This is a genomic window from Collinsella sp. AF11-11, assembly GCF_003465485.1.
GTDB lineage: Bacteria > Actinomycetota > Coriobacteriia > Coriobacteriales > Coriobacteriaceae > Collinsella.
The window spans coordinates 1-15,133 of the sequence record NZ_QSAS01000016.1 but is presented as its reverse complement, the minus strand read 5'-3'; the positions used below and the strand labels follow the sequence as shown (position 1 = coordinate 15,133).

At 60.7% G+C, this 15,133-nt stretch carries 13 protein-coding genes; 10 read left to right on the top strand and 3 right to left on the bottom strand.

Annotated elements, in window-relative coordinates:
* Nucleotides 1-334 precede the first annotated feature (334 nt).
* A complete protein-coding gene (gene glmS / locus DWV58_RS08465) occupies nucleotides 335-2,182 on the top strand; it encodes a glutamine--fructose-6-phosphate transaminase (isomerizing) (RefSeq protein WP_035138734.1) in 1,848 nt (615 codons plus the stop codon).
* Between the two features lie 114 nt (nucleotides 2,183-2,296).
* Here the strand turns inward: glmS and DWV58_RS08460 are convergent, their stop codons facing one another.
* Nucleotides 2,297-2,998 (bottom strand): GntR family transcriptional regulator, encoded by a 702-nt coding sequence (locus DWV58_RS08460; protein WP_050766156.1) that lies wholly within the window; start codon nucleotides 2,996-2,998, stop codon nucleotides 2,297-2,299.
* 193 nt (nucleotides 2,999-3,191) lie between these two features.
* Between DWV58_RS08460 and DWV58_RS08455 the strand changes: the two genes are divergently transcribed.
* The 3 genes from DWV58_RS08455 to DWV58_RS08445 all read left to right on the top strand — a co-directional run bounded on the left by DWV58_RS08455 (nucleotide 3,192) and on the right by DWV58_RS08445 (nucleotide 6,369).
* Nucleotides 3,192-4,226, top strand: coding sequence for a YeiH family protein (locus DWV58_RS08455; RefSeq protein ID WP_117776816.1), 1,035 nt, complete (start codon nucleotides 3,192-3,194; stop codon nucleotides 4,224-4,226).
* Nucleotides 4,227-4,491: 265 nt separating this feature from the next.
* The gene (locus tag DWV58_RS08450; protein ID WP_117776815.1) at nucleotides 4,492-5,709 is read left to right on the top strand and encodes a helix-turn-helix domain-containing protein; all 1,218 of its coding nucleotides are present in this window, start codon (nucleotides 4,492-4,494) and stop codon (nucleotides 5,707-5,709) included.
* Nucleotides 5,710-5,949: 240 nt separating this feature from the next.
* Nucleotides 5,950-6,369: a hypothetical protein gene (locus DWV58_RS08445; protein WP_147352036.1), complete on the top strand. Its 420-nt coding sequence runs from the start codon at nucleotides 5,950-5,952 to the stop codon at nucleotides 6,367-6,369.
* Nucleotides 6,370-6,499: 130 nt separating this feature from the next.
* Here DWV58_RS08445 and DWV58_RS08440 read toward each other — a convergent pair whose 3' ends face one another.
* Nucleotides 6,500-7,027, bottom strand: a complete 528-nt coding sequence (locus DWV58_RS08440; RefSeq protein ID WP_117776813.1) for a nitroreductase family protein — start codon at nucleotides 7,025-7,027, stop codon at nucleotides 6,500-6,502.
* A gap of 290 nt (nucleotides 7,028-7,317) precedes the next feature.
* On the opposite strand from DWV58_RS08440, the gene DWV58_RS08435 reads away from it, so the two are divergent.
* The 4 genes from DWV58_RS08435 to DWV58_RS08420 all read left to right on the top strand — a co-directional run bounded on the left by DWV58_RS08435 (nucleotide 7,318) and on the right by DWV58_RS08420 (nucleotide 12,013).
* Nucleotides 7,318-7,608, top strand: a complete 291-nt coding sequence (locus DWV58_RS08435) for a CDP-alcohol phosphatidyltransferase (RefSeq protein WP_118260475.1) — start codon at nucleotides 7,318-7,320, stop codon at nucleotides 7,606-7,608.
* A 178-nt stretch (nucleotides 7,609-7,786) separates the two neighbouring features.
* A complete protein-coding gene (locus tag DWV58_RS08430) occupies nucleotides 7,787-8,287 on the top strand; it encodes a MarR family winged helix-turn-helix transcriptional regulator (RefSeq protein ID WP_117776812.1) in 501 nt (166 codons plus the stop codon).
* Nucleotides 8,287-10,011, top strand: a complete 1,725-nt coding sequence (locus DWV58_RS08425) for an ABC transporter ATP-binding protein (protein ID WP_117776811.1) — start codon at nucleotides 8,287-8,289, stop codon at nucleotides 10,009-10,011. The genes DWV58_RS08430 and DWV58_RS08425 overlap by 1 nt, the downstream gene beginning before the upstream one ends.
* Before the next feature lies 1 nt (nucleotide 10,012).
* Nucleotides 10,013-12,013 carry an ABC transporter ATP-binding protein gene (locus DWV58_RS08420; RefSeq protein WP_117776810.1) on the top strand — a complete coding sequence of 667 codons (2,001 nt, stop codon included), beginning with the start codon at nucleotides 10,013-10,015 and terminating at the stop codon, nucleotides 12,011-12,013.
* Nucleotides 12,014-12,124: 111 nt separating this feature from the next.
* Here the strand turns inward: DWV58_RS08420 and cysE are convergent, their stop codons facing one another.
* Nucleotides 12,125-12,829, bottom strand: a complete 705-nt coding sequence (gene cysE / locus DWV58_RS08415) for a serine O-acetyltransferase (protein ID WP_117655784.1) — start codon at nucleotides 12,827-12,829, stop codon at nucleotides 12,125-12,127.
* A gap of 224 nt (nucleotides 12,830-13,053) precedes the next feature.
* Here cysE and DWV58_RS08410 point away from each other — a divergent pair, with 224 nt between their 5' ends.
* On the top strand, nucleotides 13,054-13,701 hold the full coding sequence (locus DWV58_RS08410) for a DedA family protein (RefSeq protein ID WP_117776809.1): 648 nt from the start codon (nucleotides 13,054-13,056) through the stop codon (nucleotides 13,699-13,701).
* A gap of 289 nt (nucleotides 13,702-13,990) precedes the next feature.
* Nucleotides 13,991-15,043, top strand: coding sequence for a branched-chain amino acid aminotransferase (locus tag DWV58_RS08405; protein ID WP_117776808.1), 1,053 nt, complete (start codon nucleotides 13,991-13,993; stop codon nucleotides 15,041-15,043).
* Nucleotides 15,044-15,133: the final 90 nt, after the last annotated feature.

Genomic DNA, 15,133 nt, shown 5'->3' with positions numbered 1-15,133 from the left:
GCTCTACCTGTTACAGATCGAGACATAGTGCAGGGGCCGTACTGTAATGTCTCGATCTGTAACACTAAGCCGGCTTCCGGAGCCCCAGATGTTACAGATCGAGATCTTTCGCCGGGACAGAGTGCCGGCCGGTCCAAACTACCACGAAGGTGCCTGTCCCCATTGTGGTAGTTTGGGCCGGCTGGACGTGTGTGCATCGGGTGGTATCTAAGTTGAGATACCACTTCTGGTATATCAGCTTGCGCTTGCGTGAGTACAATACTCGAACGTTATACGTCTCAGCGCCCCCTGTGCGTGGACGTCTTGCAGTCACGCGAACGAAGGGATTTATCCTATGTGCGGAATCGTCGGCTACACCGGCTCTGATATTGCAAAGAACATCCTGGTCACGGGCCTCAAGCGTATGGAGTATCGCGGCTATGACTCCTCAGGCGTCGCGCTCGAGGTGGGCGAGGGCGCCGCGGCGCACCTCGACGTCATCCGCCGCGTGGGCAAGGTCGCGGGCCTGGAGAGCGAGCTTTCCAACATCGACAGTGACGCTACCTGCGGTATCGGCCACACCCGTTGGGCCACCCACGGCAAGCCCTCCGTCGTTAACGCCCATCCCCACACCAGCTGCGACGGTCGTATCGCCATCGTCCACAACGGCATCATCGAGAACTTCGCCGAGCTGCGCGAAGAGCTGGAGGGCCGCGGCCACCACTTTAAGAGCGAGACCGATACCGAGGTCTTCGCGCATCTGATCGAAGAGGCTTATGCCGAGACGCACGACCTGATGGCCTCCGTGCGCGAGGCGTGCACCCACGTGGTCGGTGCCTATGGTCTGGCCGCCGTGTGCGCTGACGAGCCCGGCGTGATCGCCGTGGCCCGCAAGGATTCCCCGATCGTGGTCGGCGCGGGCGAGACCGGCGCCTATGTCGCCTCCGACGTCATCGCGCTCATCGACGCCACCCGCGATGTCGTGGTGCTCGAGGACGGTCAGTTTGCCAAACTCACGCCCGCAGGCGTCGAGTACACCGACGAGGCCGGCAACGTTATCGAGCCCAAGGTCACCCACATCGACTGGGACCTAGACATGGCAGAAAAGGGCGGTTATCCCGACTTTATGCTCAAGGAAATCCACGAGCAGCCGCGCGTCGTGCGCGACACGCTGGTCGGTCGTATGACGCCGGCCGGCGAGCTCGACATCGACGAGCTGGGCCTTTCGCTCGAGGAACTCAACGACATCGACCGCGTCTACGTGATCGCTTGCGGAACCAGCTATCACGCTGGCCTCATTGCCAAGAATCTCATTGAGGGCTGGGCTCGCATCCCCACCGAGGTGGAGGCGGCCAGCGAGTTCCGTTATCGCAACCCCATCATTACGCCGACGACGCTTGTCGTTGCCGTGTCCCAGTCGGGCGAGACGGCCGATACCCTTGCCGCCATTCGCGACGCGCGCATCAAGGGTGCCAAGGTCTTCGGCATCACCAACGTGGTGGGCAGCCCCGTGGCGCGTGAGAGCGACGGCGTCATCTACACCAAGGCCAACAAGGAGATCGCGGTCGCCTCGACCAAGAGCTTCATCGGCCAGGTCGTGAGCCTGACGCTGCTGGCTCTGCTGCTAGCGCAGGTCAAGTACCGCCTGACCACCAAGCAGGCGCGCATGCTGTTCCGCGAGCTTTCCGATACGGCCGAGCAGATCCAGTGGATTTTGGATACCCAGACCGAGGCCGTGCATGAGGCCGCCCTGCTGTGCAAGGACGCGCAGTCCGCACTGTTCGTGGGTCGCGGCATGGGTGCCGCTATTTCCTACGAGGGTGCGCTCAAGCTCAAGGAGGTCAGCTACCTGCACGCCGAGGCCTACGCCGCCGGTGAGATGAAGCACGGCCCCATTGCCCTGATCGACCCGGGCTTCCCTGTCATCGCTGTGGCCACCAAGAGTGCCACCTACGACAAGACCGTGTCGAACCTTATGGAGTGCAAGGCGCGCGGCGCCAAGGTCATCGTCGTTGCCACCGAGGGCGACGAGGAGATCAACAAGATTGCCGACTGCATCATCCGCGTGCCGGCAGTCCGCGACGTGTTCAGCCCCATCACGGCGAGCGTCCCGCTGCAGCTGCTCGCCCGCGAGGTCGCCATCCTGCGCGGCTGCGACGTCGATCAGCCCCGTAACCTGGCCAAGAGCGTCACGGTAGAGTAGTTGGTTCCGCCGTTCTAGCGACTAAGGCCCGGCTCCGCATCAAGACGGAGCCGGGCCTTTTCTGCATTTGCCCAGATAAAACCTGCCAAAATAAACCTGTCCCTTTTTGGCAGGTTAGCGGAGCTTACTGGTCTCGAAGTACTCGGGGAACTGGTCCAGAACCTCGGTTTGGTTGCGGAACATCATGTGCAGGTGCTTGCTGACCAAAAAGCTCGCTTCGATGGGGTCGCGACCGGCGATAGCGCGGCGAATCTGCTTGTGCTCGTTCACGATGTCCTGATTGTCGAGAACCTGCGTGGCGGCGCGCAGCCAGCGGAAGCGCTCCAGGTCGGCATTGGTCTCTTCGAGCCACGACCACACGGTGCTGCGACATGCGATGCTAAAAATCATGTGATGCATGAGGTTGTCGCTCAAAAAGAAGCCGATGCGATCCTCTTCGGCCATGGCCTTTTCCTGCAGCACGATGGCGCGGTCGAGCTGCTCGATGCCGGCCGACGTGGCTCGCGCACAGCACTCCACAATCACCTGCTTTTCCAGATGTTCGCGGATGTAACAGGCACTCTCGGCAAGGGTGAGGTTGATGGGTGAGACGTAGGTGCCGCTCTGGGGCACGGTGCGCACCAGGCCTTCCTGCGCCAAACGAACCAAAGCCTCGCGCACGGGCGTGCGCCCCATATCCAGGTCGTCGCAAAGTTGCTTGACGCCCAGCTTTTCGCCCGGCTTGTAGTCCAGGTAGACGATTTTGCGTCGAATGGTGTGGTAGGACTGGTCCTGTAGGCTCGTTTCCTGCTCGCCGACGTGCATCGATTCTTCCATAGCGCCTCGCAAACGTTCTTCCACACTCATATGTCAGTTGTTTATTATGCCGCGAATCAGCTTTCCGCGGTGGGTAATTCGGCTGTTGCCCGAGAACTATTGCGGCATCTTAGTCTGTATTTGCGCAAGGCTATGCCCAATGTTGCCGTATCATAAGCCGTCGCAAACGTGAAAGAGAAAGAAGGAATCCCATATGCAACTGGCGAATATCGTACGCGAGCGCTGGAAGGGCGTCTTGTTCTGCCTGATCATCGCTATCCCCGCAACGCTGCTCGGCAAACAGATTGAGGTGGTCGGTGGGCCGGTATTCGCCATCCTCTTCGGCATGGTTCTGGCGCTCGTCTTTCCCAAGAATCATCGCGAACAGCTCGCCGCCGGTGTCACCTATACGTCTAAAAAAGTCTTGCAGTACGCGGTTATCCTGCTTGGCTTTGGCATGAACCTCTCCCAGATTCTGTCCAAGGGTGCCCAGTCGCTGCCGATTATCGTGGCGACGATTTCGACCTCGCTTGTCATCGCCTTCGTGCTCTGCCGCGTTATGAACGTGCCGGGCAAGATCGCGACGCTTGTGGGTGTGGGTTCGTCGATTTGCGGCGGTTCTGCCATCGCCGCGACCGCGCCCGTCATTGATGCCGACGATCGCGAGATTGCCCAGGCTATTTCGGTCATCTTCCTGTTTAACGTTATCGCGGCGCTCGTGTTTCCGACGCTCGGCGGCATGCTCGGGCTGACCAACGAGGGCTTTGGCCTGTTTGCCGGCACCGCCATCAACGACACCTCGTCGGTAACGGCTGCGGCGAGCGCCTGGGACAGCATGCATCCCGGCGCCAATGTGCTCGAAAGCGCCACAGTGGTCAAGCTCACCAGGACGCTGGCCATTATTCCCATTACGTTGGTGCTCGCATGCTGGCAGATGCATCTGGCGCGCAAGGCCGGCGGCGACGCCAAAAGCACGTTCTCGCTTAAACGCGCGTTTCCCATGTTCGTGCTGTTCTTTGTGCTGGCGAGCGTAATCACCACGGTGCTTCAGCTTCCTGCATCCGTTACGGCGCCTATCAAGGAGCTGTCGAAGTTCTTTATCGTGATGGCTATGGCGGCTATTGGCTTTAATACCGATATCGTCGAGCTGGTCAAAAAGGGCGGCAAGCCCATCGCATTGGGCTTTTGCTGCTGGATTGGCATTGCGTGCATGAGTTTGGGAATGCAACACGTGCTGGGAATCTGGTAGAGAAGTAGCTTATTTGCGTGCTGCGTGTTGGCGAGCGCATCCTCGCGGTGGAGCGATAGGAGCTCTTGCGGGTATGGCTTGTCCGCAGGTTTATAGGTCCCGAAGAGCTCTTATCGCCCCGCCAGGATGGCGATGCGGGGCAACTCATATACTCGCAGGACGGCGGCTTCTGCCCTATAGTGTTTGGTGAGCAATATCGTTCAATTTTGAAACACTCGCCCGTGCGGCCGTCAGTGGCGGCGTGGCGCCGAGGACGGGGCGCAATATGAACAGTGACGCCAAGCTTCAAATCTTGATCGAGGCCTTGGCTGCTGCCGGGGCCTCGGCGTTGGCAATCGATGGGCATGGACACGTGGCGATATCGACCATGGATGATGCCGCGCTCGAGCAAGATGTCGCGGCATTTGTCGCCGAGCGCCTGGGGCGCGTGGGCAACGGCACGCGCCTGGTGATGGGGCATGCGGGAGGGCGCTTGAGCCTCACGGTGCGTCCGGTCGCCAAGGAATACGGCGCGCTTTGGGTGGTCGTGGTCCGCGAGGTGCACGGTGTGGCGGCACACGCGGGTATTGAGTGGCTTAACGCAGATGGGGTCGAGGCGCGCTACGAGGCAAGCGCGTACGGCATTGTCGAGGGTGCCGCTGCGGTCGCTGGCCCCGTCTGCGAAAGCTATGCCCGCGGCGTGCCCCTCATGTTGGAGGGCGAGCTGGGTGCCGGCCAGGCAGAGATTGCAAAACGACTCTATCTGGATGGGCCTTATGCTGACGAACCCTTTGTGTCCGTGGCGCTTGACGAGCTCACAGATCGCGGCTGGCGCCATCTGCTCAAAAGCTCGGAATCGCCGCTGTTCCAGGCAAGGCTGACCCTTTGTATTGGCGGCTGGCATGCACTTTCGCCGCAGCGTCTGCGCGAGCTTGTCTCTACGATGACCGACACGGCGCTGGCCGCGCGTTGCCACGTGGTTCTGACGGCAAACGATATGCCGGGCGGTGGCGAAAGCGATCAGGCCGCTTTTGTAACCGAGCGCTTGGCGTGCGCAGTAAGTGTGGCGCCTGCGATTGCCGAGCAGGGTGGCGCATCGAAAAAGGTTGCGCAGTATTTGTCGTATCTGTCAGATGTCTTTGGAACTGCCGCTCCGAGTATGTCCGAGGAGGCCGCCTCGACGCTCAACTGTTATCGCTGGCCACGTAACTATCTGCAGCTTCGCGAGGTCTCGGAACGACTCTATATATTAGTAGGGTCGGGTGTGGCGGAGCGCGCGGTGGCGGAGGAGGTGCTCGCCCAGGAGGATGTCATCAAAACCGCAACTTTTGGCGCCCCGACGCTCGACAGCGACCTGTATATCCTGCGACCACTGGCCGATACCGAACGCGACATCGTGCGGCTGGTCGTAGGCTACCTTCAGGGCAACCGGACCCGCGCTGCCGAGGTGCTGGGGATAAGCCGCACGACCCTGTGGCGCTTGCTGAAAGACGACAACCGCTGAGCGAGGCGCCCGTGACCGCGTGCGGCGCGTGTGCTACAGTCCAAAGCAGTAATGTTTCGATTGCGTTACGGCGTGCGGGGGCGTATGGCGGAGACTTCAAAACCAAACCGGAATAGACGGAGCGCGGCTCCAGTTAACCGCCGCACGACGTCCCGGACGTGGGGCAAGCGCGCGTCGGGGTTCGACGGTTCGTTCAAGCGCACCAAATACGGCTATCCTTCGGCAAGCGCTCGCTTGGCCATGCAGGCCGAGTCGTCGCTGCGGGGGCGCAAGCGCGTGGTGGGCTCTAAGCTCAAGCACGACGGAACGCTGGGCTATATCAGCCGCGGTGCGGCTCGCCGCAGTGGGCTCAATCCTGCTGGCTGGCATCGATATGTGCCGATTGCAGTTGTTGTTGCGGTGGTTGTCATCGCGCTCGCGGCGCTTGGTTACGCCGGCGGCGGGGCCAATCTGGACGCAATGTTTAAGTCGCCCGAGCTCGCGCATGCAGGCACAGAAGTTGTCGAAGGCGTTCAGACCCAGACGGGCGTCGCGCCCCAGCGCGGTATCGTTGCGGCTGCCTCCACCATCGCCGATGCGCAAAAGGACGAGGACGAACAAGACGACGGCGCCGAAACGACTCACACGAACGAAACGACGACAACTCCATCGGCAAGATAAGTTGCGAGCGGGATAGCAAATTTGGGACGGGGCCTTTTGGCTGTCCAAGTGCCAGATGTCACCAGCGACGCACCCGATGCCAGTCACCAACAGCGAGCGGCCCGCGTAGCGTCAGCGGGTCCGCCGTTCGTTAGAACGGCGGAACATACACCACGTTGTCGCGGCGGGGTTTGGCCCCGGGGAGTGCGTCCTCGGCGTAGCCCAGAATGCAGTTGCCCACACCGCGCAGACTTCCGTCGGTGGGTAGACCCCACTTGGCCAGCAGTTCCAGTCCCTCGGGTGAGTCAAAGACCTCGTGCGCGCGGTGGATCCAACACGAATCGACGCCCAGCGCATAGGCTGCGTTGAGCAGGTTGCCCATGGCGAGCGAGCCGTCTTCCAGGTGCGTGGGCACACTGCGGTCGACGAGCACCACCACAACGGTTTTGGCGCCGTAGAAGGGATCTCCCTCGCTGCCCATAACTTGGGCGTTGAGCTGCGAGAGGCGCTCGACGGTTGCGGGGTCGGTAACGGCGACGAACGTGACCGGCTGACGTCCCATGCCGCTGGGCGCGTACTGGCCTGCCTCGATAATGCGTGCGAGCTTTTCTGCCTCGACGGGGCGATCGCTGTAGTTACGGCAGCTGCGGCGATGGATGAGCGCTTCGATGGTCTCCATGTGTCCTCCTGACGTTGGTTTCGATGCCTCGTTCTTACCCGCCGAACCAAAACCGTAATCGCGCCGTCGGCCTCAAACAATGCAAGCCACCAATCGGAAAAGTTGGCTTGCATAAAACTGGGCCAGAATGTGATAAACCGGTGGGATGATTAAACGTTTTATCCCGTCTACCCTGCGGTTTTTTACCACTTGCCTAAATGATGCGCGCATAAGCTCTGATAAAGGTTTTACTAAAGGAGTACCAACGTTTATCAGCGCGCCATGGTGGCGCCGGGCCAGGAGGTAACATCATGTTCCAGGCTGGAGATGTCGTCGAGACCGACTTCGAAGGATTTCTGAAGCTGCTGCGTTCCAAGACGCGCGCTTTCGTGTCGATCAACGATCACGAGTACTACATCACGCACACCGATGGCTATTGGCGTGTTCAGGATTGCGAGGCCCTCAACGATAAGGGCCACTTTACTGACTGCTCCGAGCTGGTCAACACGGTCTGCGAGGTCGTCGAACTGCCGTGGATCTGTGGCAAGAGCCTGCACGACAGCTTCTCGGGCGCCACGGTCTACGAGGCCGTCGCTGCGTAACGGCCAACAATCGATATTTTCTTGCAACCGCCGGCGCCGCCCCCGCGCCGGCGGTCTTTTTGTCGATATGCCTATGTAGAGCTGACCATATATAACGAGCTTATTGACGATAGTCAAAACTCGGACTAATGTAGAGATGTAAATTGGTCAAAACTCGGACAATCGAATGGTGGGATAGATGAATAGTGCGGTTACGCTGGTCGATTTCGACCGGATGCTCAATGGACTCGACCATATCTATTCGGAGTTCTCGCGCGCCTGCGGTCTTTCGGATTGCGCCTATTGGATGCTCGTCGACACGAGTGCAGCGGGTGGAAGCGTTGCCGTGAGTCGGCTGACGAGTGAATGGTTCTACAGCAAACAGACCATCAATTCGGCAATCAAGACGCTTAGGGCGCGAGGGCTTGCGACGTTGGAGTTTGCCGAGGGCAGTCGTAAGAACAAGGTTGTGCGACTGACCGCAGAAGGTATGCAGTTTGCCAAGCGCTACGCGTTGCCGGCGCAAAAAGCCGAGCAACAGGCATTCGAGGCGCTCGAGCCGTGGGAACAGCGCGAGATCATGCGCTTGGTCGGTAAGTTCTCCCATGTTCTTAACGAAGAGTGCGAGGCATTTAAACGGCAAGTTGCCGCCGAGAACGAGGCTGACGATAAGGGCGAGGGGGAGACATGCGACTCTTAATGAGGTTTATGAGGCCGTACCGCGGTCTGATCGCGGTGACGCTGCTGGTGCTGCTAATCGACAACGTCGGTACGCTGCTCGTGCCCACGATGTTGGCGAACATGGTCAACACGGGCATCACGACGGGCGACGTCGATTACATCTTGCGCAACGGTCTGTACATGCTCATCGCGACCGGCATGGCCAGCGGTGGTGCGGTGCTGGGCTGTTATCTTTCGGCCCGCCTGGCGGCCAACGTGGCCTGCGATATCCGCAACGCCGTGTACGACAAATCGCTCGAGCTGTCCGCCAGCGACTTTGAGCGCTTTGGCACGGGTTCGATGATCACGCGCTCGCTCAACGACATCAACGTGATCCAGCAAGCGATCCTGCAGACGATTCAGCTGGTGCTGCCGGTACCGTTCTTGGCCGTGGCGGGCATCATCTTTGCCTGGTTTATCGATCCTGCCATGGGCACGCTGCTGGGCGTGGTCGTTGCGATCGTGCTGGTGGCGGCGGTCTTTACGGTGGCTAACGCCGCGCCGATTTTTATGCGCCTTCAGAGCTTTATCGACCGCATGAACGTGGTGCTGCGCGAGAACATCGTGGGCGTGCGCGTCATCCGCGCATTTAACAAGGAGCGCCACGAGGAGCAGCGCCTGGACGAGGTGTTTAGCGATTACGCGGCCAACGCCATCAAGGTCAACCACCTGTTTGTGGGCCTCGATAGCTCCAGCTTCTTTCTGATGAACATCGCCGAGGTGGCGGTGCTGTGGGTGGGCGGCAACCGCGTGGGCGTCCATGCCATGCAAATCGGCAGCATCTCGGCCGTGCTGGAGTACGCGATTCTGATCCTGTTCTTTGTGATGATGGCGCAGATGGTGGTGCTGACGCTTCCGCGCGCCGCGGCGTGCCTCAACCGTGCGCAGCAGGTGCTCGAAATCGAGCCGAGCATTGTGGACGGCAAGGCTACGCTGGGCGACGGGGCGCCTGAGTCCGCAGACGGCGCCGACGCGGTGGCCGTGTTCGACCACATGTCGTTCCGTTTTGACGATGCCGACGAGGACACCCTGTGCAACCTGAGTTTTGCCTGCCGCCGTGGACAGACGACCGCGATCGTGGGCTCAACGGGCTCGGGCAAGTCAACGGTGGCCAAACTCTTGCTTCGCTTCCACGATGCCACGAAGGGCGCCATTCGCCTGAACGGCGTCGATCTGCGCGACCTTTCGCAAGACGACATCCGCGGGCGTATCGCCTATGTGCCGCAGAAGGCATGGCTGTTCTCGGGTACCGTGGCAAGCAATCTGCGCTTTGGTAACGAGGGTGCGACCGAGGCTGACATGCTCCATGCGCTCCAGGTTGCCCAGAGCACCTTTGTACTCGATCAACCGCAGGGGCTCGACACTCCGGTGGCGCAGAGCGGTACGAACTTTTCGGGCGGCCAGCGCCAGCGTTTGGCAATCGCCCGCGCACTCATGAAGCGCGCCGACCTGTATATCTTCGACGACAGTTTTTCAGCCCTGGACTTTAAGACCGATGCGGCACTGCGCCATGCGCTGCAGGACGAGACGTGCGATGCCGCGGTGCTCATCATCGCCCAGCGCATCTCGACTATTTTGCATGCCGATCAGATCGTGGTGCTCAAGGACGGCGAGATCGTGGGCCTGGGCACGCACGACGAGCTCATGGAAACCTGCGAGGTGTACCGCGCTATCGCGGAATCGCAGATGAAGGGAGGTGAGTAGCATGACCGAGGAGCTCAAGAAGCAGGGCATCGCCGATGACGCCGCGGTTGCAGAGACAGTCGAGGAGACGGGCGCCACGCCCGGCCTGGACGAAGCCGCCAAGGCGGCGGAGCGCGAGGCTCGCCGCCAGGCGCTCTACGAGGAAAACGAGCGCGCCGAGGACGAGCGCGCCCGCGCCGAGGCAGAGCGCATGCGCGACGTTGATGACGAGGACGAGGACGAGACGCCCCGCGACACCTGGGCGACGGTGCGCCGCCTGTGGAGCGAGGCCGCCGGCGACCATTGGCGCTTCTATATCGTGTTCGCGAGCATTGTGTTCTATGCCATCTTTAACACCGCTGCGCCGGCATATAGTGCCCGCGTGATCGATGAGCTGTGGGGGCACATGAAGGTGGCGTTTGCCAACAACACTACCTTCAGTATTACCTGGGAGAACTGCGGCAGGACCATCTTCATCTACTTTATGATCTGGACCGCCGCCGCCTCGTTCTACGCACTCCAGAGCTTTTTGATGTCGAGCGTTGCCGAGCGCCTCAACCTGCGCCTACGCAACCGCATCGCACAAAAGCTCAACCGCCTGCCGCTTGCCTACTTTGACGCGCATCGTCCCGGCGAGGTCGTCAGCCGCGCGACCAACGACTTGGACAAGATGTCCGAGAGTATGCAGCGCGGATTGCTGCAGCTGCTGGTGTCGATCGGTACCGTAGTGGGCGCCGTGAGCGTGATGTTCGTGTTTAGCGTGCCGCTCACGCTCGTCTTTTTGTTCTTTACGGCGCTTTCGCTGCTGGTGACGAAGGTCGTGTCGCGCCGCACGCACGATGTGACGGGCGAGCGCCAGGAGTGGGTATCCAAGATTACGAGTGCGGTCGAGGAGGGCTACTCGGGCCGTCTGGTGATCCGTGCGTTTAACCGCGAGCGCCAGAGCTCTGCCGAGGTACACGAGGCTTCGAAGGAGCTGGCGCGCGTGAGCACCAAGGCCGACTTTATGATTAACGCCGTCGGCCCTGCGGTGCGCTTTATCGGCCGTTTGGCGCAGATCGTGATTGCGCTGGTGGGCTGCAGCATGCTGGTTGCCGGGCATATGACCGTCGGCGTGTTCCAGGCGTTCTTCCAGTTTATCTACGAGGCGTCCGAACCCATGACGCAGTTGTCGTTTACCTTTAACTCGCTGCAGAGCGCGCTGGCGAGCGCAGAGCGCGTGTTCGACCTGCTCGATGAGCCCGAGATGGAGGCCGATCCGCAGCCGGGCGAGGCTGCCAAGCTGCTGGGCAAGGTGGAGGGCCGCGTCGCTTTTGAGCACGTGCGCTTTGGCTATGCGCCCGACAAGCCGCTCATGCGCGACGTGTCGTTTGCCGCCGAGCCGGGTCAGAAGATCGCCGTGGTGGGAACCACGGGTGCGGGTAAGACCACGCTCATCAATCTGCTCATGCGCTTCTACGAGATCGACGGCGGCCGCATTACCCTCGACGGTGTGGACACGAGCCGCATGGACCGCGGCGAGCTGCGCCAGCAGTTTGGCATGGTGTTGCAGGACGCCTGGCTGTTCGATGGCACCATTGCCGAGAACATCGCCTATGGCTGTCCCGAGGCGACGCGCGAGGAGATTGTCGCGGCCGCACGTGCCGCTCAGGTCGACTTCTTTGTGCGCACTATGCCGCAGGGCTACGACACACGGGTGGCTAACGATGCCGAGAGCATCAGCCAGGGCCAACGTCAGCTGCTGACCATCGCGCGCGTGCTGCTCAACAACCCGGCGATCCTCATCCTGGACGAGGCGACGTCGAGCGTGGACACGCGCACCGAGCTTGCCATCGGCCACGCCATGGACGCGCTCATGCGCGGGCGCACGAGCTTTGTGATCGCGCACCGTCTGTCGACGATCGTCGATGCCGACCTCATCCTGGTCATGGATCACGGCAATATCATCGAGCAGGGTACGCACAAGGAGCTGCTGGCTGCCGAGGGCGCTTACGCCGACCTCTACCTAAGCCAGTTCGCATAAGGTGACAAAGGGTCAGTCCCGCATGTCACATCGAAAAGAAGGCGCGCCGGGAGCGGATTCCCTGGCGCGCCTTTCGTGTTGGCGTTCAGGCTGTGGCGGTTGCCCGCGGCCCTAGCGCTCGTCCACGAGCTTGGCGACGAGGGCTTTGAGCTCGGCCACCTCTTGCTCGAGTTCCTTGACGCGACGGGCGTTTTCGGTGATGCCCTGACGGTTGAGGGCGCTCTGCTCGGCGGCATCGTCGGGCATGTACTCGCGATGCTGTTTGGCGTCGAAGCTCTCCTCGAACACGCGGCAGCCGTTGCGCTTGATGATGCGCCCGGGCACACCCACGACGGTGCAGTTGTCGGGCACGTCCTTGACGACGACCGAGTTGCCGCCGATCTTGACGTTGTTGCCGATGTGGATGTTGCCAAGCACCTTGGCGCCCGTGCCCACGGTGACATTGTTGCCCAGGGTGGGGTGGCGTTTGCCGGTCTCGTTGCCGGTGCCGCCGAGCGTGACGCCCTGGTAGAGCACGCAGTTGTCGCCCACGATGGTAGTCTCGCCAATAACGACGCCCATGGCGTGGTCGATAAAGAAGCGCTTGCCGATCTGCGCGGCGGGATGAATCTCGACGCCGGTGATGTGGCGGGTTAACTGCGAGAGCACGCGGGCAAGCGATCGATGGCCGTGTTCCCACAGCCAGTGCTCGGGTACATGATTCCACTTGGCGTGCAGGCCGGGGTAGGACAGGAAGATGACCAGGCCATTTTGCGCGGCAGGGTCCTGCGCCTGGACGGTCTTGATGTCCTCGCGAATGGTGTTGATAAAGCTCACCGGCCGCCCTCCCTAAGCGCCGTGACAATGTGATTCAATAAAGTATAGCGATTCGCTAGGGATTAGGAAGGGCAATCTTACTTTGCTATAGGCGACAGGTGTCAGTTATGCAAACTTGCTGGTAATGAAGTAAGACTTTTGAGGGGTTTGGCCCGTGCTCGCGCCGCAACCGTATACTGGTCAACTTGGACGTGTCCGCGCCCACAACTGAGAGGTTTTACTTCATGGGTTTCATCAATTTTATCGCCGAGCTGCTCAAAGACCCGCGCACCGCGATTGCCAGCTGGATCGCCGCCGGCCCGCTTATGGCCTACGGCTGCGTGTTCCTGATCATCTTTATCGAGACGGGCGTGGTGTTCTTCCCGTTCCTTCCTGGCGATTCGCTGCTGTTTGCTTCGGGTTTCTTTGCCCACAACGGTGGCTTTAACATCGTGGCGCTTCTGGCCGTCGCATGGGCGGCTGCCATTTTGGGTGATCAGTGCAACTTTATGATCGGCCACTTCTTTGGCAAAAAGATCATCGCTTCGGGCAAGGTCAAGGCCATGACGCCCGAGCGCATTAAAAAGTCTGAGGACTTCTTGGACAAGTGGGGCCACCTGGCCATCTTCTTGGGTCGCTTCTTCCCATTTATCCGCACCTTTGTGCCCTTTATCGCCGGCATGGGCGGCATGCACTGGCGCAACTTTGTCATCTTTAACGTGCTGGGCGGCATTACCTGGTCGACGGTCTTCACGCTGCTGGGCTACTTCTTTGGCGGTATTCCCTTTGTGCAGGAGCACTTTGAGCTGCTGATCGTGGGCATTGTCGCCGTGTCGATCATCCCGACCGTGGTCGGTTTGGTTAAGGCAAAGCTCGGTAAAAAGAACGCCTAGTCCGAGCTTGTTTTCGGACGTTAATTCCAAGGCCCGTCATCGGATTCGATGGCGGGCCTTTTGTGTTGGAGGCAAATGAAAATACTTTACTTAGTTAAAGAAAAGCGTTTTATCCAAGGCGTGCGGGGAGTACAATCTCGTGCATGCGAATCGACGTGCCATCGGCTTTGATGCCGTTCGCGTGTCCCGTTCGGCTCTACGCTCCGGGCGTGCGACGTTGCGACGCGGCCGGCTTCGGTCCTTGCGTGCGGGTTCGCGAGTATGCAACCGTGTGTGTAAGGAGCGACATATGACTGTCGAGAAGAAGGATATCGATTGGGGTAGCCTCGGCTTTGGCTACATGAAGACCGATTACAGCTACGAGGCCCATTGGAAGGATGGCGAGTGGGACGAGGGCGGCCTGACCACCGACCACACCCTGCACGTCTCCGAGTGCGGCGGCATCTTCCACTACTGCCAGGAGGTCTTTGAGGGCCTGAAGGCCTACACCGCCGAGGACGGCAGCATCGTCTGCTTCCGTCCCGACATGAACGCCGAGCGTATGTATAACTCTGCCCAGCGTCTGGAGATGCCCCCGTTCCCCAAGGACAAGTTTGTCGAGGCCGTCAAGCAGGTCGTCTCTGCCAACGCCGCCTGGGTTCCGCCTTTCGGTTCCGGCGCAACCCTGTACGTGCGTCCATTTATGATCGGCTCCGGTGACGTGATCGGCGTGGCTCCCGCTCCTGAGTACACGTTCCGTATTCTCGTGACCCCGGTCGGTCCGTACTTTAAGGGCGGCCTCAAGCCTGTCAAGCTGCGCGTTTCCGAGTACGACCGCGCCGCACCGCACGGCACCGGCAACATCAAGGCCGGCCTCAACTACGCCATGTCCCTGAAGCCCACGATGGAGGCTCACCGCGAGGGCTATGCCGAGAACCTGTATCTCGACTCCGAGTCCCGCACCTATGTCGAGGAGACCGGTGGCGCCAACGTGCTGTTCGTGAAGGAGGACGGCACCCTCGTCGTTCCGCAGTCGCACACCGACTCCATCCTGCCCTCTATCACCCGTCGTTCGCTCGTTCAGGTTGCTCAGGACCTGGGCATCACCGTCGACGAGCGTCCCGTCGAGTGGGCCGAGGTCAAGGCCGGTACCTTTGTCGAGTGCGGCCTGTGTGGTACCGCTGCCGTCATCTCCCCGGTGGGCGAGATCGACAACAAGGTCTACGGCGCCGACGAGACCGTGACCTTCCCGGCTGGCTACACCGAGATCGGCCCCGTGATGAAGAAACTCCGCGAGACCCTGACTGGTATCCAGTCCGGTGCTGTCGAGGATAAGCACAACTGGGTTTACACTGTCGCGTAATTTGTCTTACCTATCCGGGCGGAGAGCAAGTTCCCTCCCGGCGCGTCCTCGGACATGCAAGAAGCCCTCGCTGCGCACTTCGTGCGGCGA